Annotated in this window: 18 protein-coding genes; 11 read left to right on the top strand and 7 right to left on the bottom strand. The window is 53.7% G+C overall.

From position 1 onward, the window contains the following. Nucleotides 1–18 precede the first annotated feature (18 nt). The 5 genes from FD25_RS06115 (at nucleotide 19) to FD25_RS06095 (ending at nucleotide 4550) form a co-directional block, all read left to right on the top strand. The gene (locus FD25_RS06115) at nucleotides 19–582 is read left to right on the top strand and encodes a UbiX family flavin prenyltransferase (protein WP_057802408.1); all 564 of its coding nucleotides are present in this window, start codon (nucleotides 19–21) and stop codon (nucleotides 580–582) included. Nucleotides 583–584: 2 nt separating this feature from the next. Further along, complete coding sequence (gene lpdD / locus FD25_RS06110) at nucleotides 585–1001, top strand: prenylated flavin chaperone LpdD (RefSeq protein WP_057802406.1); 417 nt, start codon at nucleotides 585–587, stop codon at nucleotides 999–1001. Nucleotides 1002–1192: 191 nt separating this feature from the next. Beyond that, a complete protein-coding gene (locus FD25_RS06105) occupies nucleotides 1193–2386 on the top strand; it encodes an MFS transporter (protein ID WP_057802404.1) in 1194 nt (397 codons plus the stop codon). 80 nt (nucleotides 2387–2466) lie between these two features. Next, nucleotides 2467–3651: an MFS transporter gene (locus FD25_RS06100; protein WP_057802402.1), complete on the top strand. Its 1185-nt coding sequence runs from the start codon at nucleotides 2467–2469 to the stop codon at nucleotides 3649–3651. A 59-nt stretch (nucleotides 3652–3710) separates the two neighbouring features. After that, on the top strand, nucleotides 3711–4550 hold the full coding sequence (locus FD25_RS06095) for an aldo/keto reductase (protein ID WP_057802399.1): 840 nt from the start codon (nucleotides 3711–3713) through the stop codon (nucleotides 4548–4550). Nucleotides 4551–4606: 56 nt separating this feature from the next. Here FD25_RS06095 and FD25_RS06090 read toward each other — a convergent pair whose 3' ends face one another. After that, complete coding sequence (locus tag FD25_RS06090) at nucleotides 4607–5578, bottom strand: serine hydrolase (RefSeq protein ID WP_057802397.1); 972 nt, start codon at nucleotides 5576–5578, stop codon at nucleotides 4607–4609. A 413-nt stretch (nucleotides 5579–5991) separates the two neighbouring features. Here FD25_RS06090 and FD25_RS06085 point away from each other — a divergent pair, with 413 nt between their 5' ends. Together FD25_RS06085 and FD25_RS06080 are read left to right on the top strand one after the other, a co-directional pair. Then, the gene (locus FD25_RS06085) at nucleotides 5992–8160 is read left to right on the top strand and encodes a BspA family leucine-rich repeat surface protein (RefSeq protein WP_057802395.1); all 2169 of its coding nucleotides are present in this window, start codon (nucleotides 5992–5994) and stop codon (nucleotides 8158–8160) included. A gap of 137 nt (nucleotides 8161–8297) precedes the next feature. Beyond that, complete coding sequence (locus tag FD25_RS06080) at nucleotides 8298–9137, top strand: aldo/keto reductase (protein WP_057802393.1); 840 nt, start codon at nucleotides 8298–8300, stop codon at nucleotides 9135–9137. Nucleotides 9138–9196: 59 nt separating this feature from the next. On the opposite strand, the gene FD25_RS06075 is transcribed toward FD25_RS06080, so the two are convergent. Further along, nucleotides 9197–10630, bottom strand: coding sequence for an MFS transporter (locus FD25_RS06075; protein WP_057802391.1), 1434 nt, complete (start codon nucleotides 10628–10630; stop codon nucleotides 9197–9199). Between the two features lie 6 nt (nucleotides 10631–10636). After that, a complete protein-coding gene (locus FD25_RS06070; protein WP_057802389.1) occupies nucleotides 10637–11173 on the bottom strand; it encodes a PadR family transcriptional regulator in 537 nt (178 codons plus the stop codon). 255 nt (nucleotides 11174–11428) lie between these two features. On the opposite strand from FD25_RS06070, the gene FD25_RS06065 reads away from it, so the two are divergent. Then, entirely contained in the window at nucleotides 11429–12064 is a 636-nt protein-coding gene (locus tag FD25_RS06065; RefSeq protein ID WP_057802387.1) for an NAD(P)H-binding protein, read from the top strand. 194 nt (nucleotides 12065–12258) lie between these two features. Further along, the gene (locus FD25_RS06060; RefSeq protein WP_057802385.1) at nucleotides 12259–14133 is read left to right on the top strand and encodes a bifunctional metallophosphatase/5'-nucleotidase; all 1875 of its coding nucleotides are present in this window, start codon (nucleotides 12259–12261) and stop codon (nucleotides 14131–14133) included. A 99-nt stretch (nucleotides 14134–14232) separates the two neighbouring features. Here FD25_RS06060 and FD25_RS06055 read toward each other — a convergent pair whose 3' ends face one another. From FD25_RS06055 to FD25_RS06045, 3 genes are read right to left on the bottom strand one after another with little or no spacing between them, the layout of a single operon-like run. Further along, entirely contained in the window at nucleotides 14233–14751 is a 519-nt protein-coding gene (locus tag FD25_RS06055; protein ID WP_057802383.1) for an NUDIX hydrolase, read from the bottom strand. 14 nt (nucleotides 14752–14765) lie between these two features. Further along, nucleotides 14766–15404, bottom strand: coding sequence for a DUF421 domain-containing protein (locus FD25_RS06050; protein WP_057802381.1), 639 nt, complete (start codon nucleotides 15402–15404; stop codon nucleotides 14766–14768). A gap of 3 nt (nucleotides 15405–15407) precedes the next feature. Beyond that, entirely contained in the window at nucleotides 15408–15854 is a 447-nt protein-coding gene (locus tag FD25_RS06045) for a DUF3290 domain-containing protein (protein WP_057802380.1), read from the bottom strand. Between the two features lie 284 nt (nucleotides 15855–16138). On the opposite strand from FD25_RS06045, the gene FD25_RS06040 reads away from it, so the two are divergent. Together FD25_RS06040 and FD25_RS06035 are read left to right on the top strand one after the other, a co-directional pair. Next, nucleotides 16139–17473 (top strand): dihydrolipoyl dehydrogenase family protein, encoded by a 1335-nt coding sequence (locus tag FD25_RS06040; protein WP_057802377.1) that lies wholly within the window; start codon nucleotides 16139–16141, stop codon nucleotides 17471–17473. Nucleotides 17474–17620: 147 nt separating this feature from the next. Beyond that, nucleotides 17621–18793 (top strand): cation:proton antiporter, encoded by a 1173-nt coding sequence (locus FD25_RS06035; RefSeq protein WP_057802375.1) that lies wholly within the window; start codon nucleotides 17621–17623, stop codon nucleotides 18791–18793. 103 nt (nucleotides 18794–18896) lie between these two features. Here the strand turns inward: FD25_RS06035 and FD25_RS06030 are convergent, their stop codons facing one another. Beyond that, nucleotides 18897–19865, bottom strand: a complete 969-nt coding sequence (locus FD25_RS06030) for a tyrosine-protein phosphatase (protein WP_057802372.1) — start codon at nucleotides 19863–19865, stop codon at nucleotides 18897–18899. Between the last annotated feature and the right edge of the window lie 318 nt (nucleotides 19866–20183).

The raw sequence follows: 20183 nt of genomic DNA, 5'->3' as shown, positions 1-20183 counted from the left end.
AAGAAAGGCGATGGGGACATGCAGAAAATCATTATTGGGGTTACGGGGGCCTCGGGCACCATTTACGCCGTTGATCTCTTACGGAAACTCCGGGCGTTACCGGACGTGGAAACCCACCTGGTGATGAGTGCTTGGGCTACCAAGAATCTGGCGCTGGAAACGACTGAAACGCTGGCGGACGTTAAAGCCTTGGCCGACGTGGTTTACAGCGATAAAGATCAGGGAGCCGCCATCGCCAGCGGGTCGTTTCTAAACGCCGGGATGGTCATCGTGCCCGCCAGCATGAAGACCGTGGCCAGCGTGGCGTACGGCTTCGGGGAGAACCTGATTGCCCGGGCCGCCGACGTGACCATTAAGGAACAACGTAAGCTGGTCATCGTCCCCCGGGAAACGCCGCTTAGCGTGATTCACCTGGAAAACCTGACCAAGTTAGCCCGGTTAGGGGCCCAAATCATCCCACCGATTCCGGCCTTCTATAACCACCCGCAAACCATTCAGGACTTGGTCGATCACCAAACCATGAAGGTGCTGGACGCCTTCGGGATTCATACCGCCATGGATCGGCGTTGGGAGGGGGACTAACCATGCCACAATTTCAAGTTACCCAAGTCGGGTACACGATGACCGCCGAACTGACGGTGGTCGGCCCCGACCTACTGATTGTGGTCACGGGGGGCACCCATCCCCACATTGGTGACGTGACCACGTTGACCCGAACCACGCCGTTACGGACCGTGAAGTTTCCTAGCCACGACGGGCGTTATCACAAGGACCACCTGGTGGGCGAACGGGTCGCCCATCAGGTCCAACCGACGTTAACGGGGAGTTGTACCGTGACGGCCGGCATTCACGTCGATCAGATTACCCAAGCCCAGATTGAAGCGAGCGGGAAAATGGGCGACGACCTAGGCCGTCAAATCGTGGCCTGGTTACGGACCCATCCCGTGACGGCCCCGAGCCCCGTGTATTATCGTGACGGCCAGCAACCACCCCAAGTCTAATCACAGCATCAGGAGTATTAGATCATAAAAATTACCGCAAAGAGCTCAGCCGAGAAGTTAAACTTGGCTGGGTTCTTTGGCGTCTTTCGGGCATGCAGGGGTTCCTATTTTTCGTGAAAACCGTTAGAGTGAAAGGAAACGGGTCCGGGATTACCGGGCGCGGTAATCCAACGAGAAAAGGAGCGTTCTTTGTGACCAAGTATCAATTACAAGCGGCCGCCTTCGTCTTGGTGTCGTTTATGTTAGGCTGTAACGAGTTTATTGTGGTGGGGATCATTTCCGATATTGCCAGTTCGCTAAAGGTGAGCGTCGCCACGGTGGGGTATTTGGTGACCGTGTTTGCCATCGTCTACGCCATCAGTACGCCGTTGATCACCGTGCTGACCAACCGGTTTAACCGGTACCACACGTTCATGGCTCTCATGATCATCTTTTTGATTGGGAACACCCTGACGGGATTTGCCACCAGCTTCCCCATCTTAGTGGCGGCCCGGCTGATTACCGCCGTGGTGGCCGGGACCATCGAATCGTTATGTATCGCCATCTCTAGCGTGATTGCGCCCCGGAATAAACGGGCCATTCTGGTGTCCTGGTTGGCCGCCGGTTTCAGTATTGCCTCGGTCATCGGGGTCCCAATTGGGACGGCCATCAGTACCCACCTCGGGTGGCAGGACGCCTTTCACGTAATCTCGTTATTGAGTCTGGTGACCTGCATCGTCTTGGGCCTGCTACTGCCTCGCAACTTAAAACAGCCCGTCAGCGGCATTAAGGATCAGCTAGTCTTACTGACCGACAAACGCATCTACCTGGGCGCGGCGTTGATCCTCTTTACGGCCGCAACGTCGTACGCCTATTACACCTACGTCCGACCGTTGATCACCACGACACTGGGCTTTAACACCAGCATGTTGAACTGGTTACTGATGATCATCGGGATCGTTAGTATCGTCAGCAATCGGTTATCGGGGACCCTGGCCGAACACCACGGGTTAAAACAACTCCCCAAACTTTACGTCGTCGACATTATCCTCTTGTGCCTGTTCCCGTTGGCCATGCTAAACGCGTGGAGTGGGTACGGCCTACTACTCTTGTTGACTCTACTGGTGCTGATTGGGGGCTCACCGATTCAGATTCACTTCTTAGACGTGGCCGAAGCGGACTACCCGCAGGCCATCGCCTTGGCGTCGGCGTTAAACGCCATCTTCTTTAACGTCGGCATCTCGCTGGGGTCGGCCACGGCCTCGGGCGTCTTACAAACGGCGGGGTTGACCAGCCTTGGCTGGGGCGCGGCGTTGTTTGCGGTGATTTCGCTAGGGTTATCGGTTTGGCTCAACCGGACCAACGCTCGGCAGGCGCAGCGACAACCTGCAAAATTTTCCGAATGAAAACGATTTTTATCTGCAAAATCGTTCGGAATAGTGTACGCTAAGAATACCGAATTTTAACCGGACGGAGGAACAAGATTTTGAACAAGTATCGTTGGCAAGCAATTGTCTTTGTCCTAGTGGCCTTCATGTTGGGCTGCAACGAATTTATGGTGGTCGGGGTTCTCTCCGATATCGCTAAGGAGCTGCGCATGCCGGTCGCCACGGTGGGGTATCTGGTGACCATCTTTGCGACGGTTTACGCCGTCAGTACCCCGTTTATCACGATTCTCACTAACCGTTTTAGCCGCTACAAAACGCTGATGACGCTGATGGTGATTTTTCTGATTGGAAACACCATGAGTGGGTTGGCCTTTAATTACGGCGTCTTACTGGTTTCCCGGATCCTCACGGCGATGGTGGCCGGGGCGATTATTTCGTTGATTATGACCTTCGCCAGTACGATTGCGCCGCGCGAAAAGCGGGCCGGTCTGGTCTCGTGGATCTTTGCCGGCTTCAGTATCGCGTCGGTTTTTGGGGTGCCACTGGGGACCGCCATCAGTACGGCCTATAGTTGGCACGACGCCTTTTATTTGATTTCAATTATTAGCATCATTACCTGTGTGCTGTTAGGGTGGCTGTTACCCCGGCAGGTCGAACAGGTCCAAGGGAGTATCAAAAATCAGCTGGTCTTGTTGACCGACAAACGCGTCTACGTGGCCATTGCCCTGGTGCTCTTCAGTGCAGCGACCATGTACGCGTACTACACCTACATTCGGCCGATCTTAACCACCGGGCTCGGGTTTAGTGTGACCAGCCTGAACTGGCTATTGTTCTTGATCGGGATCATGAGTATCTTTAGTAACCGACTCTCCGGGGCGTTAGCCGAACGAAATGGGCTACGGATCATGCCGTGGTTCTACGTGGCCGACTTTATTCTCTTGATGCTGCTGCCGGTGGGGATGAACAGTCAGGTGATGGGGTTAGGCATCTTACTGGTCCTAACGTTGATCATCACGGTGTTGAATTCACCGGTCCAGATTCACTTCTTAAACATCGCCGAACGGGATTATCCGCAATCGGCCGTGCTGGCGTCATCGTTAAGTTCGATCTTCTTTAACTTCGGCATCTCGCTGGGATCGGCGACGGCCTCGGGTCTACTGGGCGTGGTCGGAATTCGCCACATCAGTTGGGCCGCCGCGGTGTACGCCGTGATTTCCCTGGGGCTCGCCCTCACGTTGAACCACGTGATTCGGGTTCACCGTCAAGCCGCGGTAGCCAAATAATTCACATTTAACCGGGGGTGCGGTAAGCTGAAGTCATCTGTGACGAAAGGGTGATTGTGATGCAAGTCCCAGAACTAACGTTAAATGACGGTTACCAGATGCCCGTAATGGGCCTGGGAACCTATCAAATCCGTGGTGGTCAGGGGGTCAATCAGATTCTCGCGGCGATTCGCGACGGGTACCGGAGTTTGGACACGGCGACGAATTACGACAATGAAGGGGCCGTGGGGGAGGCCATCCGGCGGTCCGGCTTACCCCGCTCGGCGTTCTTCGTGACCTCGAAACTTCCTGGTAAGTATCACCAATACGCCGATGCGACCATGGCAATTCAGGAATCCCTGTACCGCATGGGCTTGGACTACTTTGATTTGTTCTTAATTCACTGGCCGCTACCCAAGCGCGACCACTACGTTGAAGCTTGGCAGGCCATGATCGACGCCCGGACGCGCGGGTTGCTCCGGTCCATCGGGGTGTCGAATTTCGAACCGAAACACTTGGACCGGTTAATGAACGAGACCGGCGTGACGCCGGCGGTCAACCAGATTGAAGTTCACCCGTACTGGGCCCAGGAGGCCATGCGCCAGGCGGACTTGAAACGCGGCATCGTGACCGAAGCCTGGAGTCCCTTGGGCCGGGGCAGTGCCGCATTACAGGAGCCGGTGATTCAAGATCTGGCGGGCAAGTACCAAAAGGACGTCGGTCAAATCGTCTTGCGCTGGCATACCCAGCGGGGGATCGTGCCGATTCCCAAGGCGCGGCACCTCCAACACCAACGGGCCAACCTCGATCTCTTTGATTTCAGTCTGACTAAGGACGAAATCGAAGCAATTAACGGCTTGAGCAAGCCGGACGGCCGCATCGAAGGTCAGGATCCCAACGTTTACGAAGAATTTGATTAAACGATCTTAAAAACAGCCACCACTTCTTTTGACGAGAAGTGGTGGCTGTTTTTAATTTAGTGGGTTAGGCTTCGAGCTACTTGGGGGCCGTAAACCAGATGTTGGATGTGCTTAGTGATCTTGGCGATGCGGGGGAAGCCGCTAAAACCGGTTTGCTGCTGGCCGTGAGTCATGATGACCAGCACGTAACGTTCACCGTTTGGTAAGGTCACGATGCCGGCGTCGTTATTGGTATCGGCGTACCAGCCAACCTTATCGGCCACGGTGGTGCCCGGCGTGGCGGCCTTGGCCCCCGCCGGAATCCCGGTGCGGTAAACCTGCTTACGCATCAACTTCAGGAGCCACTGCCGGTCGGCCGCGTGGTTGTACGGGTACTGTTGCCGGTCGAGGGCTTGCAGGGCGAGGTTGAGGCTGTGCGCCGTGGTCTCGGCGGTTTGGCCGGCGTTAAAGACCGGCGTGTACCATTTCTGCGCGCCGATGAAGTTATCCACGGCTAGTAACCCGTTGGTGTCTAAGGTGTGATCCGCGTAGTCGTTTCCGCTGTTAATAATCATGTCTTCAAAGCCAGCAGTATCGGCGTTCGTCCACGGTGCGCCCGTCTGGTGGTGTTGCTGAAAGACGTAGGCCGCAATGAATAATTTGTAGGTGCTAGCGGCGACCGCCGGGGTGTGGGCGTTGACGCCCGCCGAGAGCTTTCCGGGAGCGTACAGCCGGCGGAGGTTGGCCTGCTGGGCGGCCGGGGTGCCGGCCTTAGCCCCGAGGTTGTAGAAGCTGATACTGGTGGTTCCGTCGTTAGATTGCTGGGTGATGTAACGTTGCAGTCGGTGTTGAATCTGCCGTTGAGTATGGGTGATTTGGGCGGTCGTCGCCGGTGGGGTCGGCGTGGCCTTTTTAGCGGACAACGCCTGGCGATTCTGAAAGCCCCAGAGTCCCCCCACGGCCAAGAGAATCACCAGACTGCTGGTGATGATGAGGTGATGATATTTTGCCCAGAAATGGGATGGAAGTTTGGGGTGGTTGGGGAACATGGGGCGCTCCTTTCGGATTATAAATTTAATTAACAATTATAATTATACGCCCAAAGTTCGCGGGTGTGGGGGGCAATTTAGCCAAGATGGTTAACGGCTAAAACGGGGTCGGTTGGGCAGATTCCATGACGTGACCAATGAGAATTGATTGATTAAATTGGTGCATACAAAACAGTTGTGGACAATTTAAAATGAAAATATGGGCGATTACCAATGACTGAAAACGATTTCCAAAGAAGGCGACTAGTCATTTTCATCGTTGGCAATTTATCCTGAAAGCGGACTGTGATGCCCTTCACGTCTGCTTATTTTATACAATTTAAGCAAACGTTATGCAGAAAATACTTCGTGCGGTTCGGAGACCCCCTTGCTATACTTTGGCCATCGAAACCAAGAGTAGGGAGTGGCAACCAATGCAATTTAAACCAAAATATTTCTGTCCGTTAGCCTTATTGGGGTTGGGACTATGGGGTGGAACTGGCTGGGCTCATGCAGCGCAGGCTGCAACACCCACGACCCAAGTGGGCACAAAACAACCGGACAAAGAGGCCGTGACGATGCACCAGGGGACGGCACCGGTCACGCTCGATGCGGATGGCAACTTAACGATTGGGGCTGGTACCCTCACGAAGGGCGATGGGTGGTGCTGGCAAAAGTACGTCGATAACGTGACCAACGTGGTGGTCGAGCCGGGGGCGAAAATCGTAGGGGAGGCCACCGAAATGTTCGCCAATTTATCGCACGTCAATGAGCTTAACCTCCGAGACTTGGACGTCAGTCAGGCGACCTCACTGGCGCGGTTGTTTGCCCATACGGATGCCGGGGAAATTGACGTGACGGGCTGGCAGACCGGCCAGGTGACCGATTTGGCGCAGGCGTTTAGCCACCATAGCAACTGGGGAATCAAGGGACTGGAAAATTGGGATACCAGCCAGGTGACCTCGTTAGCGGAAACCTTCTATTACTACCGGACACGTCAGGGAATGAGCTTAGACGTTAAAAACTGGAATACGAGTCGCGTGACGAACATGGTGCGGACGTTCATGGGGATTTTAGACGTGCCCGATATTCGTCTCGACAATTGGGATGCACGCCAAGTGACGCGTTGCGAGGAGTTTGCCCGGTTTGAAGAACTCAGCGAGTGGCTTCCACGGTCCTTTACGTTCGGCCCGAACATGCGCTTTGATGGGGCCAACGGGGTGCCGGCTCTCTCCGATTCGCGGGGGTGGACGCACCGGTGGCGTCACGTGGATCCTGCCCGGTCCTGGGGAGAATTGAAGATGCCGTGGGATTCCGGGCAAACCTATTCGGCGAAGGAACTCCAGCAATTGTATACTGGCAAGAATACGCCTAATCAGGTACAGACCTACTACTTAGACAGTTTGATTCCCAAAATTTCGGGACACGACGGAAAGGTTTACGACGGTCGACCGGCGGCGTTGAATCAAGCGAAATATCAGTTAGCGTCCCTGGATCTGCCACCGGAAGTGGCGTTTGAGTTAGAAGAGGGTGATCTAGCGTTTGCGGACGGTGAGACACCGACCGAGCCCGGCACGTATCGGGTCACGTTAAGTCCGGCCGGCGTCGAACGCTTGCTTTACCACTATGACGAAGACGATTATCCGGGGGCGGAAGTCAATATTCTGTTGAGTCAGAAGTATTGTGGGACCTATACGATTACGGCCAAGGAGGCCCCCGCGGCCGTTACCGGGAAAGTTCAAGTCCACCATAAGAGCACGACGGGAAAGACGTTAGACCACGAAACGCTGACCGGTGAGGTGGGGAGTCCCTACGAAGCCAAGATACGGCAATTCGACCAGCATCAATTTAGTCGGGTGGAAGGCAGTGCTCAGGGGAAGTTTGGGGAAGCTGAACAAACGGTTACCTATTGGTACACGCCAGACGACGGGACAACTGGTGGTCAGCCGGCACCGGGAAAACCAGAGCCAGGGCAGCCAGCACCAGACAAGCCAGCACCGGGTAAACCGGCACCGGGTGAACCAGAGCCAGGAAAACCAGAACCAGGCAAGCCAGAACCGGGCAAACCAGAACCAGGAAAACCGGCACCAAGCAAACCAGCGCCGGGTAAGCCAGAACCAGGCCAACCAGCGCCGGAGCAGCTAGTACCAGACAAGCCAGCACCAGGAAAACCCACCCCGGGCCACGAGACTCAACCAGACCAGAACCACCGACCGAACCACGATATGCCGGATCAACTCAAGCCACAACAGCCTAGCACGCCAACTGGTCCCCAATTAGAATTGGGGAACGGGCGGCCTCAAGGCACATTGCAACTACCGGGAACGGCCGAAGCTTTTCATGGGGACGATTTAGAGAGACCAACCGCAACTGTTACCGTTCTTGCCGGCCAACCGGTGCCAACGACGCCCGCTGCGGTAACCTTGCCGGGTGGTTTAACGGGGGCGATTACGCCGGCACAACCAACGTCGCAGTCAACGGCCAGCCAGAATTTACCGCAAACCGGTGAACGAGCCGATCAATGGTGGCGTTTATTGGGGGCCGTAGTTCTGGCGGGAACGCTGTATCTTGGGCGTCGCTGGAAAGTTTTTTCTAAAAAATAGGGCGCCTGAAGCCCGGTCCGGGTCAAACCTTACCATTTGGTACCTGGGGTACTTTAAAGTCCGTTCTAGCCAGGAGCGGTGGTCCTTCGTATACTGGTCACAGTTAAGAAATGACCAATTAGTCAGGAGGAACACACATGATTGAAAATTTACAAGCAAGGGTCACGTTAAATAATGGCAGCAAGATGCCCGGTTTTGGGTTGGGCGTTTTTCAAATCCCCGATGACCAAACGGCGGCGGCCGTCGCTAGTGCCATCGAACAGGGCTACCGGTTAATCGATACCGCCCAGATTTACGGTAACGAAGCCGGAACGGGTGAAGGGATTCGCCAGGGCCTGGCCAAGACGGGGTTGAAGCGCGAGGACCTCTTCGTGACGTCCAAGGTTTGGAACGATCATTTGACCTACGACGAAACGATCGCGGCCTATAACGACAGTTTGGCGAAGTTAGGCTTAGACTACCTGGACCTATACTTGATCCACTGGCCCGGCGACAATGGTTACCAGGAATCCTGGCGGGCTCTCGAGGACCTGTACCAAGCCGGCAAGATTAAGGCCATCGGGGTCAGCAATTTTATGGCCAACCATTTGACGGACCTGTTACGGACCGCCAAGGTGGTGCCCGTGATTGACCAGATCGAGTTACACCCGCTGTTGACGCAGGAAACCATGCGGCAGGTGGCGGCCGACCACGACATCAAGTTGCAGGCCTGGTCTCCCTTGGCTCAAGGCAAGCTCTTCAGCAACCCGGTCATGCAGAAATTGGCGACGAAGTACCACAAGTCGATCGCCCAATTGATTTTGAAGTGGGACGTGCAACGGGACGTGTTGGTAATCACCAAGTCGACCAATCCGGACCGCATCAAGGCTAACGCCGAGGTCTTTGATTTCACTATTGATGATGCCGACATGACCACCATTAACGCGTTGAACCAAGACGTGCGGGTGGGGCCAGATCCCCAAACGTACGATTTCTAATTGCAGACTAAAGTAAAGCCGCCAGCGCGATTTGCGCTGACGGCTTTTTGGAAATTAATTTAAGCGGTACGTCGCTTGAAGAGGCGCACACCGGTGATTACCGTCGCTACTAAACAAATAACCAGGGCGACCAGAAAGGCCACGTGCATCCCGTGGATAAAGAGTTGGGGGTGTTGCGGCAGATACGAGGTGACCGCATAGCCGGCCGAGTGACTCATGGCCGCAAACAGAACCGTGGTGGCTAGTGAGATACCAATCACCATGCCCAATTCGCGGGCCAGGGCGTTGATCCCGCCGGCAACCCCTAAGGATTGGGTGGGCACGGAACTCATGACGATTGAATTGTTGGGCGCCATGAAAATCCCGTTACCTAACCCGACCAGGCCGATGAAGCCCATGAAGACCCATATCGGCGTGGCCAGGGTGGCTAACATGTAGCCGACCTGACTAATGGCGATTAAGACCAGACCGATAAAGGTCAGTAGTTCTGGCCCAATTTTATCCGAGACGGTCCCGGAAATCGGTGCCACGATCACTTGGACGATGGGAAAGGTCATCAGGGCGTACCCGGCGTAGTTGGCGGGCAAGCCCCGGGCATTTTCCAGGTAGAAGGGGGCAATTACGTTAAAGAAGAAGTTGGTGACGAAGATTAGAAAGGCACACAGCACGCTGACGGCAAACCGCGTATTTTTAAACAGCGGGATTGCCAAGATGGGGTCGGCCGTGTGAAGTTCCTGGTACCCAAACGCCAATAGGGCGAGTAGTCCCACCGCAAACAGGCTTAAAATTAGCGGGTGACTGAAACCAACTTCTTGGCCCACGAAGATTCCGGTAAAGACGGTCACCATGACGACGGCGAAGAGGCCGGCGCCCAGCCAATCGATCGACTGGGGCCGAGCGACTAGGTCTTGAGGCAAAAGCCGTTGACCGACTAAGATGGCAATAATCCCGATGGGGACGTTGATCCAGAAGATGTACCCCCAGCTGAGGTGGGCCAAGATCAGGCCCCCGATACCGGGACCGGCGATACTGCCCAAGGCCACGAACGAGCCGATGGTTCCTAGGGCGCGGCCACGTTCCTTGAAGGGAAAGACTTCGGTGATAATGCCGTTACTGGTACTCATGGTCATGGCCGATCCCACGGCTTGAAGCGCCCGGGCGGCTAGTAAGAGTGGTAAACCGAAGCTAAACCCACAGAGCAGTGACCCCACCGTGAACAGAACGGCGCCAATCTTAAAGATGCGGACCTTACCGTGGGTGTCACCGAGCTTACCGAATAAGAGCAGTAACGCACAAATAATAATGAGGTAAATCGAGACCACCCATTCGGCTTGATTCATGGGAATGGCCAAGTCGTGGCTCATCACCGGCAGGGCGATGTTCACGATGCTGGCATCGAGCGTGGACATGAAGATGAAGAGACAAACGGCGACTAAGATCCACCAGCGGTGTTTTTGAATGCGGGGATCGTCGGCCAAAGAAACGTTAGGCATATGAGATTACTCCTTTGTCAATTGACTGAGTTGGGTGGTCAACCAGTCGGCTTGCGCCTGGGCGCGCACCGTTTGTAGTTGGTTGACCCGTAAAGCGTCTTGGATATCGGCCGCCACCATATTAGTATTATGGGCCAGGTTGATTTTCTGGGTAGCTAGTTGGTCGAGTTGACTGGTGGCAAACGTTTGAAAGTCCCGTAACGTGGTTCGTTGCTGATCGGGGGTCAGCAGATGCAGGAAGTTAACCTTCATCTGAAAGGTCAATTGCGTCTGCTTGTTGTGGGCCACGGGAGCTAAAACTAAGGCGTGGAACCGGGTGCGACCGGCGGATGTAATGGTGGCCACCTTCTGCGGACGTTTGGTGGTCGTTGATTTAAAGGCCAGGGTGAGCGTCCCCGCGGCCGCCAACTTGTCGAGCAGCGGATAGAGGGCCCCGAAGCTGATGGTTAGTTCCGGACCAACCGTGGAACTAAGGGCTTTACGGAGCTGATAGCCGGTCATGGGACGATCCATGAGTTGGCCTAAAACAAATAATTCGTACATGGAAGCACCTCCTAACTAAAGTGCTTACTTAGTATATGTATCTATTAGATATATTGCAACTGGATGATTGGCTAATAATTGGTTCGATTGAATCCGATTACAATCCTAACTTAGCAACGCTCAGAGTGTAAATCAAGTCGGCCGTTAGAATGCTTACAAAGTATACCTGGTAGCATTTTAAGCATTAGAAGTATGGTAGTGCTCGCGGTAAACTGAGGATATTCAGTTAACGCCAGAACGGAAAGGAACGGTACGATGAAGAATATTTTGATTTTAGGGGCTCACGGTCAAATTGCCCGGTTGGTGATTCCCCAGCTATTGCGGGACCCAAATAACCACTTAACGTTGTATTTACGCCACAGCGAACGGCTGACCAATCCGGACCCACAACGGGTTACCATTATCGAGGGGGACGTGAACGACCAGCCGCGCTTGGCTCGGGCCATGGCGGATCAAGAAATCGTGTACGCCAATCTGGGCGGCCAGTTTGAACCCCTGGCTCAAGCCATTGTGACGACCATGACGGCGCAGCGGGTATCGCGTTTGATTTACGTGACCGGGTTAGGCCTGTACCACGAAGTTCCGGGTGAGTTTGGTCGTTGGGTGGAACGCACGATTGGCACCCCGGTGATGGACGATACGCGGCGTGCGGCCCAACTCATTGAACAGTCACCGTTAAATTATACGATTATTCGGGCGGCTTACATGAACGATGATCCGACCGTTAACTATGAATTGACGGCTAAGGGCGAACCGTTTAAGGGGACCATTATTTCGCGGGCAAGCATCGCAGACTTGATTGTTAAAACGATTACGGATCCGACGCAACACAGTTATGCCAGCCTAGGAATCGATCAACCAGGAACTGCTGGTGACCGACCACAGTATTAGTTTTTTTACCAAACGTTAACGTGATGACACGTTGGCGTTTTTTGCGTTTACCGAACAATAAAAATACTTGTTATTAGTATCGTTCACTAATGGGCCGTTTGGCTTAGTCTCAAAAGTGTTGGGGATCACCGATGGAACCCGTAAAGTAAAGGGTGTACCAGACAAATTAGGAATTCTAGGGAGGATTTTGTAAGATGGCTACACCAAACGGGTTTCGGAAACTAGTAATCAGCGTCATGATTCCCTTAATGGTGGCTAGCGGTGTTTCCACGGTTCCAGAATTAGCCTTCGCCCAAGCGACGACCCCTGACCCTGCGCAGCCGGACACTTACAGCACACCGTTAAAGCAACCAGAATACCGGCAAACTAATCGTTACGACAAGACCGATATTCCCGTTCAACTATTGGGCATTAATGATTTGCACGGGGGATTGGATACCACGGGGACGGCCTATATTGGGTCCCACCCGTACCCGAACACGGGAACGGTCGGTCGGTTAGCGGCCTACTTAGACCAAGCGCAACACCAGTTCAAACGGGTTCACCACTCTAACAACACGTTTCGGATTGAAGCCGGTGACATGGTTGGCGCGGCGCCCGCCGATTCGTCGTTGTTAGCGCACGAGTCGACCATGCACGCGTTACGCGCCATGAAGTTTCAGATTGGAACGTTAGGGAATCATGAGTTTGACCGGGGGTTGCCCGAGTTTAACCGGATTCTCCGGGGCAGGGCGGCATCAGCTAGTGCCGATCCATTAGTGAAAAACTATCCCAATGAACCCACCAAGATGAAAATCGTGGTCTCTAACGTGGTTAACCGATCGAACGGTAAGGTGCCCTTTGGCTATCAACCGTACATGGTTCGGACCATCAAGGCCCACGGAAAGACGGCCAAAATTGGGTTTATTGGGCTAGAAATTGGGAGCCTGACTAGCATCACACCCGCCAAAAACACGGCTAACTATAAAATTTTGGACGAGGCCCAGTCGATTGCGAAGTACGATCGCATTCTGAATAAACAGGGCGTGAAGGCCGTCGTGGTTATGGCTCACACCGCGGTTCAGACCCGCGACGGCAAGACTACGGGACCGGTCGTTGATATCTTACACAAACTCAACCGCATTGATCCCAAGAATAACGTGGGCCTGTACGTGGCGGCACACTCCCACCAATACGCTAACGCGATGGTGGGCAAGACCCGCGTGGTGCAAGCCCTCTTTAGTGGCCGGGCCTACGATGACGCCCAAGCCTACGTGAGTCCTAAGACCGGGAAGTTCGTGGACTTAAAGGCCCACGTTTATCCGGTTCTTTCCGCTAAGGCCGACGCCAAAGTCAAGTCGGTAGCCCAAGTGGCTGCCATTGCCAAGGATGCCGATAAGCGCGTGGGGCCTAAGGTCAACGTGATTATTGGGAAGGCGGCGTCCAGCCAGCCCATCACCGATTACCACAGCAATACCAAGACCATGGAGAACCAGATTGGGGAAACCGTGGTGGACGGTCAATTATACGAGGCGAATAAGCCCGGTGGAGTCAGAGCCGACTTTGCCCTGACCAACAACGGTGGGGTTCGCGCCGACTTAACGCCCAATGCTCAGGGACAAATCACCTGGGGGGCGGCGATGGCGGTGCAGCCGTTTGGGAACATCTTACAGGTCGTGGAGATGACGGGCCAACAGATTCAGGATGCTCTAAACGAACAATATTCTAATCCGGCCTTTTACCTGCAAATTGCGGGGCTTAAATACACCTACACCGACAATCCAGGAAGTCAACAACACTACAAGGTCTTAAAGATGTATAAGACCGACGGGACACCGCTGAACCTAACGACCAAATACCGGGTGGCCATCAACGATTACATCCACGGGGGTGGGGATGACTTCTTTGCCTTCAAGAATACGCCGGTCGTTGGCTCGATTGGGTCAGATAGTGACGTCTTTGTTCAGTACATTAAGGATATGGCCGCCGCTAATCACCCGTTGACGGCACCCAAACCGGACCGTAAGCTCTATCAAGCAACTGGGACCACCATCACGGTGCCGGCGCCTTCGGTTACAGCGACTAAGTAACCGAGAAACCGCTTCGTGAAATTCAAAATCGGCAATTATTCCCAATTCAGGAATAATTGCCGATTTGACGTTACGGGGGCTCCCTAAACATCATTGGGACTATAGGGTGGGATGAAGATGAGCCCAGGCTTGTTGTAATTCGAGATGGTAGTTGTCAAAGCCAATCTGCGTTAATTGTTGGCACGCCGCGGGAAGAGAAAAGTAGGCGACCCGTTGGAGCTCCGCTAACTGGGGCGTAAAGTCGGTGACGGTCCAATCGGTGGTCAGGGCAAACCAGGCACTGATCCAATGACTATGCGGCATCAACCGGTAGTTATCCGTGGCCGTAATGGGGATATCTAGGCCGAGTTCTTCGGCTAATTCGCGGTGCATCGCCGTTTCGATGGTTTCGCCGGCTTTGACGGATCCCCCGGCCGAGGTGTCCCAGTAACCGGGAAAGTTGAGTTTGTCTAGGGAACGTTGTTGCAACAGAACCTGATCCTGATGATTAAAGACGAAGGCGTTGACCACCAGGTGGTAGTGGCCCGGCGCGACGGGATTAGCACGCAGTTGCCGGCCAACGAGCCGGAGCTGTCGGTCGTAAACGTCCCAGGCTTCGTGTAGTTGATCTGCGGGCAAGTAAAGGACCTCCTTTAAGTCCGATCGTAACGGGTCACGTCGAGCACGTGATTTTCGTATTTGGCCATGTAGACGTCGCGAATGTTAGTGATTCCTTGCTGATTTAGTTGGGCAATCAGCCAGGCTTCGTCGTGGTTCATGAGCTCCAAGACGTCCTGATCGATTTGACCGTCGATGATGATGGGGTAGCGAATCGAGCCTTCACCCTGACGTAAAATGGTTAGGCTACCGTTTTGTTCCACGATGGCCCGTTTCACGTCGGTGAGTTGATAAACGCCGGCCGTCCGGAGCTTGAAGTCAATTTCCTTGGCGGATAGGTTCGCTTTCAGGCAATTGTGCACGAGCAGCTGACCGTTACGGACGATGGTGATGGGGCCGCCGTCGATAAACTTTCCGATGGGACGCACGTGGATTTTCAGGTAGCGCATGACCAGGATTAAGAGGGACCAGATCAGTAGAACGATGACAAATTGAATGAGGGTAATCGATGAGTTGTAGATGACCCCACCGATAATTCCCCCTAAAACGTAGTTCTGAACTTGGTCAATCGCGGAGGTGGGGGCGAGGTTTCCTTTGCCGGTAAAGTTAATTAATAAGGTCATAAAAACGAAGCCGATAAACAGCTTCAAAGCAACATCTGAATAAGTAAACATGGGCTACTCCTTTGTGAGGGTGATCTTGGGTTGATGTAACGTTAAGTGCTCCAGGACAAACGCGGAACCGTCCGAATTATAGTCGGCCCGGTAGTACCCCTTCGGCGTTTTGAACAGGAGATTGGTCGTGGTCGTCGTGGCGTTAACCGCGATGGTTTGCGGCTTGACGTCGAGGCGTTTAGCGACCTCCTGTACGGTCGACGTGATGGCACCGGCCGTTTCACTGTTGGTATGTAAGGTGACCAAACCATTAACTTGAAACCCGAGGACCAGTAAGATAATGACCCCGGTAATGATACTGAGGTCTTTATATTTCACGTTCCACCGGTGACGAAGGTAGTAAACGAATAATCCGATGAAGACAACCAGTAACGCCATAATCATGACCAGTCGGAGATATTGCCAGGTTTGATGATGGGTCGTGAGGTAACCGTAAGTGTAAAAAGTCATGAAGACCTTCCTTTCAAAATAGATGGCGTACTTGATTAATGGCAAAGCCCCCTTGTCCGTTGGGAAAGTTCAGCGGGCGAAATTGGGAGAGACAACCGTGCCAGGTGAATTTGAGTCACCGATAAGTAGCTAACCATAATGATTAGCACCATTAGTCATAACTTACTGTACACCATTTTGACGACGAGATGGGCCGGGACGTCCTCACAAGCCAATTCCTTAGAAAACGCTGTCGGCCGTGCTAAAATCAAAAGTGGATCTAGTTTAGAAAGGGTGATAGGGTCATGCAGCAGTTCGATACGTTAATCCTCGGGGGTGGCCCCGGTGGTCTTGCAGCAGCTTACGGGTTACATGCGCAAAAACAGCGGGTAGCCGTGGTAGAAAAGGATCTCTGGGGCGGCACTTGTCCGAACCGCGGGTGTGACCCGAAGAAGATTCTGATGGCGGCGGTCGAGGCCCAAGCCCGAAGTGAGACGTTACAAGAACACGGACTGAACGGTGTGCCACAAATCGATTGGACGGCCCTGATGGCGAAGAAGCGGGCGTATACCAGCATGATTCCGGGCGGCACCGAATCGGGCCTGAAGGCTGCCGGCATTGCCCATTTTCACGGGGCAGCGCACTTTAATGACGACGGCAGTGTGCAGGTCGGTGACACGCAGCTCAACGCCACTAACGTGATTATTGCGACCGGCCAAACGCCGCGGTTACCACAAATTGACGGTCAAGAGTGGTTGCGGACCAGTACCGACTTTTTGGACCTGGACACCTTGCCGGAAGACGTAACCTTCATGGGTGCCGGGTACGTGGGCGTCGAACTGGCGACCATTGCCAATGCGGCCGGTCGACGGGTTCACTTGGTGCACCACAGCGATCGACCATTGAGGGCCTTTGATGCGGACTTGGTCCACGATTTGCTGGACCGTCTGACTGCGGCGGGCATCGATGTGCGCTTGGACACCGATATCGTGAAGGTCGCACCCGATGGGGACCAGTATCAGGTGACGACCAAGCTAGGTGAGAGCTGGACCACGGGATTGGTCTTTGCCTCGGCCGGGCGGATCCCGGTTGACCAAGATTTGGGTCTCGACCGGGTCGATGTGGCCACCACGGCTCACGGAATTACGGTCAACGGTCATTTACAGACCACTAACCCGCACATCTTTGCCATTGGTGACGTTGTGGATCGGCCGCAGCCTAAGTTGACACCGGTTGCCAGTTACGAAGGGCAGTACCTGGTGACGGCGTTAACTAACCCAACGGCGGCGCCCATCCACTATCCCGTCATTCCGTCGGTGGTTTACGGGAAGAGTCAGTTGGCCCAAGTGGGCGTGACCCCGACCCAAGCTAAGCAAGAACCAACAACCTACCGAGTTAATGATTTGGACATTACCCATTGGTATAGTTACCAACGGATTGAGGACCCGCGTGCCCGAATCAAAGTCGTGATTGAACGGTCAAGTGGCCGTATCGTGGGTGCGGCTGTGCTGAGTATGGAGGCGGAACAGGTCATTAATTACCTGGATTTCGTCATTCAACAAAAGCTCGGCCCAGTGGCCATCAACCAGAGTATCCTGGCGTACCCAACGTTAGCGTCAGACTTGACGTACTTCAATTAACGACGGGGTTTCGTGAACCCCACCAATTCGGTCAGTCTTAATTAAACAGACCAGTTGAGGACGTGTCGCGGTGACGGCACGCCCTTTTGCGTGGCCGCAAAGAGGCGTATCATAAACACTAACTAAAAAAATGAGGAGGGGCTGCCCGTGGCCTTTTTGGGAACTCTGTGTTTGATCTTAGTGTTAACGACCTTAGCCGGTAACTTTGCGAACCGGCTGGGCGTCCCCGCGGTAATTGGGGAATTAGTGATTGGTATCGTGATTGGCCCAGCGATGTTAAATTGGGTGCAGCTGAATAGTCTGGTGTCGTTATTCTCCGATATTGGGGTGGTCATCCTGATGTTTCTGGGGGGCTTAGAAAGCGACCTGAAACTCTTGGTCAAGTACCTGAAACCGGCCATTATTGTGGCCACCTCCGGGGTGGTTTTCCCGGTCACCATTATGGGGGCCGTGTCCTGGTGGTGGGGGTTTTCGCCACTCGAGGCCCTATTCATTGGGGTGATTTTTTCGGCGACGTCGGTGTCCATTTCCGTGGCTGTTCTGAAGGAGTATCACGCGCTAAGCACCCGTGAAGGGGCCACCATCTTGGGAGCGGCGGTCGCCGATGACATTATTGGGGTGATCCTGTTATCGTTGATGATCAGTTTACTCGCGAGTCAGGGCATTCAAACGACGGGCAGTCAGCCGGCGCTGGGATTGGTTTTGGTCGAGCAGGTGGCCTTTTTCGGGGGGACTTATCTCCTGGTCAAATGGATTGCGCCATACCTCATGCACTTGAGTGAGCGCCTGGTGATGGCGTCGAGTGTCACCATCATGTCGATGGTGATCTGTCTGGGAATGGCTTGGTTGGCGAACATCGTCGGCTTGAGCGGGGCCATCGGGGCGTTCTTTGCCGGTATCGCGGTGGCCAACACGCCGTACCGCAATACCTTGGCCGATCACGTGGAGCCGCTGGGCAACGCCGTCTTTATCCCGGTCTTCTTTGTGAGCGTGGGGTTAAACATGACGTTGGCTCATTTGAGTGAAAATGTGGGTCTGATTGTCGCGTTGACCGTTCTGGCTTGTTTGACCAAGTTGATTGGTTGCGGGCTAGGGGCCCGGTTAAGTCAGTTCTCCTGGACTAGTAGTACCGTGATTGGGACGGGAATGATTGCTCGGGGTGAGATGGGCTTGATTACCGCACAGATTGGCCATCAGGCCGGTCTGATGAGTAATACCAGTTACTCGGCGATGATTCTGATCATCATTCTGGCAACGATTTTAGCGCCACTATTCTTGAAACCCGCCTTAAAACGACTGCCGGTAGCGGCTAAAGTTTAACTCAAACGAACGTAACCGTGTGGGGCCACCGGCCTGACACGGTTTTTTAGGCAAAAAAATAGCGTTTCTCCAAAGATTAGGAGAAACGCTAGGGTGAGTGACTTTATTTTTTAGCTGCGGTGGTTAAGTAGTTTGCTTGTAGTTGTTTGAGTTGGGTGTTGGATAAGCCTAGACCCTTGTGCAGGAAGTTTTGCATGTTACCATACTTGGCATCGATGGCCTTGTACATGGTGTTTAAGTAAGCCATTTGGACGCCGTTCATAGCTTCGAAGTTCCCCTTAACGGTCGCGGTGACGGGCTTGCCACTCGCCTTCCAGCCGGCTAATTGCTTAGCGAGGCTGGCTTTGTTGTCGTTAGCTAAGTAAGTGTTAGATTTCAGGTAGTCCTTAGCGATGGCCTTTTTGTTGAAGTTCAAGGCGGAGAGCACGAAGACCGTTCCCATACCAGCCCGGTCCTTACCCGCGGAACAGTGCCAAAGGACGGCCTTGTTCTTCGGGTTGTTCAGGAGTTGGTGGAAGAGACTCTTGTAAGCCTTTCGGCCTTGGGCCGTGGTGATGGCGTCGTGGTAGGATTTTTCCATCATCTTGACCCCGGCGTTTTTCTTAGAAAAGTCGGGGAAGGCGGCAAAGTTCTTGAAGACGTTGGCCTTGACTAACTTAACGCCCTTCATAGCGACATCGGGACTACTCTTTTGTTCGGCGAGCGTCCGTAAATCAACGTCAGTCGCCACGTGGTAGGTCTTGGTTAACTTTTGTTGGTCGGATTTCGTGAGTTTGGATAAACTGTTAGAACGAATTAAACGGTGAGCCTTAATCTTCTGCCCCTTCTGGTTGACGTAGCCGCCAAGATCCCGGGCATTTGAAGCACCTTGTAACTTGATGTGCGTGGACGTGGACGTCACTTTGGCGTGCGTGGCCTTGCCCTTTTTAGCATGTTTACCGGTCTTGGCCTTGGCGACCTTGGTCGTTGAGGTACTGTGCGTTGCCGCAGCGACGTTCATGACGGGTTGTTGCCACCCGAGCGCCGTGGTGACCAACAGGGCAGAGACTAAGGTACTAACGCGTTTATTCATAAATTAACTCCTCCTCTTGTTTGGGTACAGTGCAAGGATAGCAAGCTAATGTAATGAAACGATGTTGGTTATGTAAAGATAAGGGGCAACTGCTGCAGGTTGTTAAAATTATACTAATAAAGAGGCATGAACAAAAACAGGAAGGAAATTTTCACAAATCGAGAATTTCCTTCCTGTTTTTTTATAGAATTCGAGTTATGTCCCGAACTCATTAGTATCTCCGGATATTTGGTGTCGAAACGTGCGCCAAAAGGCAGCTGGTGAGCATTAACCCCGTAAGCCAAACAATCCAAGTTCAGGATTGTCCGTCTTACGAAC

Source organism: Levilactobacillus acidifarinae DSM 19394 = JCM 15949 (assembly GCF_001434835.1).
In the GTDB taxonomy this organism is placed as follows: Bacteria; Bacillota; Bacilli; order Lactobacillales; family Lactobacillaceae; genus Levilactobacillus; species Levilactobacillus acidifarinae.
The sequence above is the reverse complement of the archived record's forward strand: the minus strand, read 5'-3'. Positions and strand labels throughout refer to the sequence as shown.

What these genes read in the sequence shown, in the direction of transcription:
- FD25_RS06115 (WP_057802408.1), top strand. Translation starts at nt 19, where the DNA reads ATGCAGAAAATCATTATTGGGGTTACGGGGGCCTCGGGCACCATTTAC.
- lpdD (WP_057802406.1), top strand. Translation starts at nt 585, where the DNA reads ATGCCACAATTTCAAGTTACCCAAGTCGGGTACACGATGACCGCCGAA.
- FD25_RS06095 (WP_057802399.1), top strand. Translation starts at nt 3,711, where the DNA reads ATGCAAGTCCCAGAACTAACGTTAAATGACGGTTACCAGATGCCCGTA.
- FD25_RS06090 (WP_057802397.1), bottom strand. Translation starts at nt 5,578, where the DNA reads ATGTTCCCCAACCACCCCAAACTTCCATCCCATTTCTGGGCAAAATAT.
- FD25_RS06085 (WP_057802395.1), top strand. Translation starts at nt 5,992, where the DNA reads ATGCAATTTAAACCAAAATATTTCTGTCCGTTAGCCTTATTGGGGTTG.
- FD25_RS06080 (WP_057802393.1), top strand. Translation starts at nt 8,298, where the DNA reads ATGATTGAAAATTTACAAGCAAGGGTCACGTTAAATAATGGCAGCAAG.
- FD25_RS06075 (WP_057802391.1), bottom strand. Translation starts at nt 10,630, where the DNA reads ATGCCTAACGTTTCTTTGGCCGACGATCCCCGCATTCAAAAACACCGC.
- FD25_RS06070 (WP_057802389.1), bottom strand. Translation starts at nt 11,173, where the DNA reads ATGTACGAATTATTTGTTTTAGGCCAACTCATGGATCGTCCCATGACC.
- FD25_RS06065 (WP_057802387.1), top strand. Translation starts at nt 11,429, where the DNA reads ATGAAGAATATTTTGATTTTAGGGGCTCACGGTCAAATTGCCCGGTTG.
- FD25_RS06060 (WP_057802385.1), top strand. Translation starts at nt 12,259, where the DNA reads ATGGCTACACCAAACGGGTTTCGGAAACTAGTAATCAGCGTCATGATT.
- FD25_RS06050 (WP_057802381.1), bottom strand. Translation starts at nt 15,404, where the DNA reads ATGTTTACTTATTCAGATGTTGCTTTGAAGCTGTTTATCGGCTTCGTT.
- FD25_RS06045 (WP_057802380.1), bottom strand. Translation starts at nt 15,854, where the DNA reads ATGACTTTTTACACTTACGGTTACCTCACGACCCATCATCAAACCTGG.
- FD25_RS06040 (WP_057802377.1), top strand. Translation starts at nt 16,139, where the DNA reads ATGCAGCAGTTCGATACGTTAATCCTCGGGGGTGGCCCCGGTGGTCTT.
- FD25_RS06030 (WP_057802372.1), bottom strand. Translation starts at nt 19,865, where the DNA reads ATGAATAAACGCGTTAGTACCTTAGTCTCTGCCCTGTTGGTCACCACG.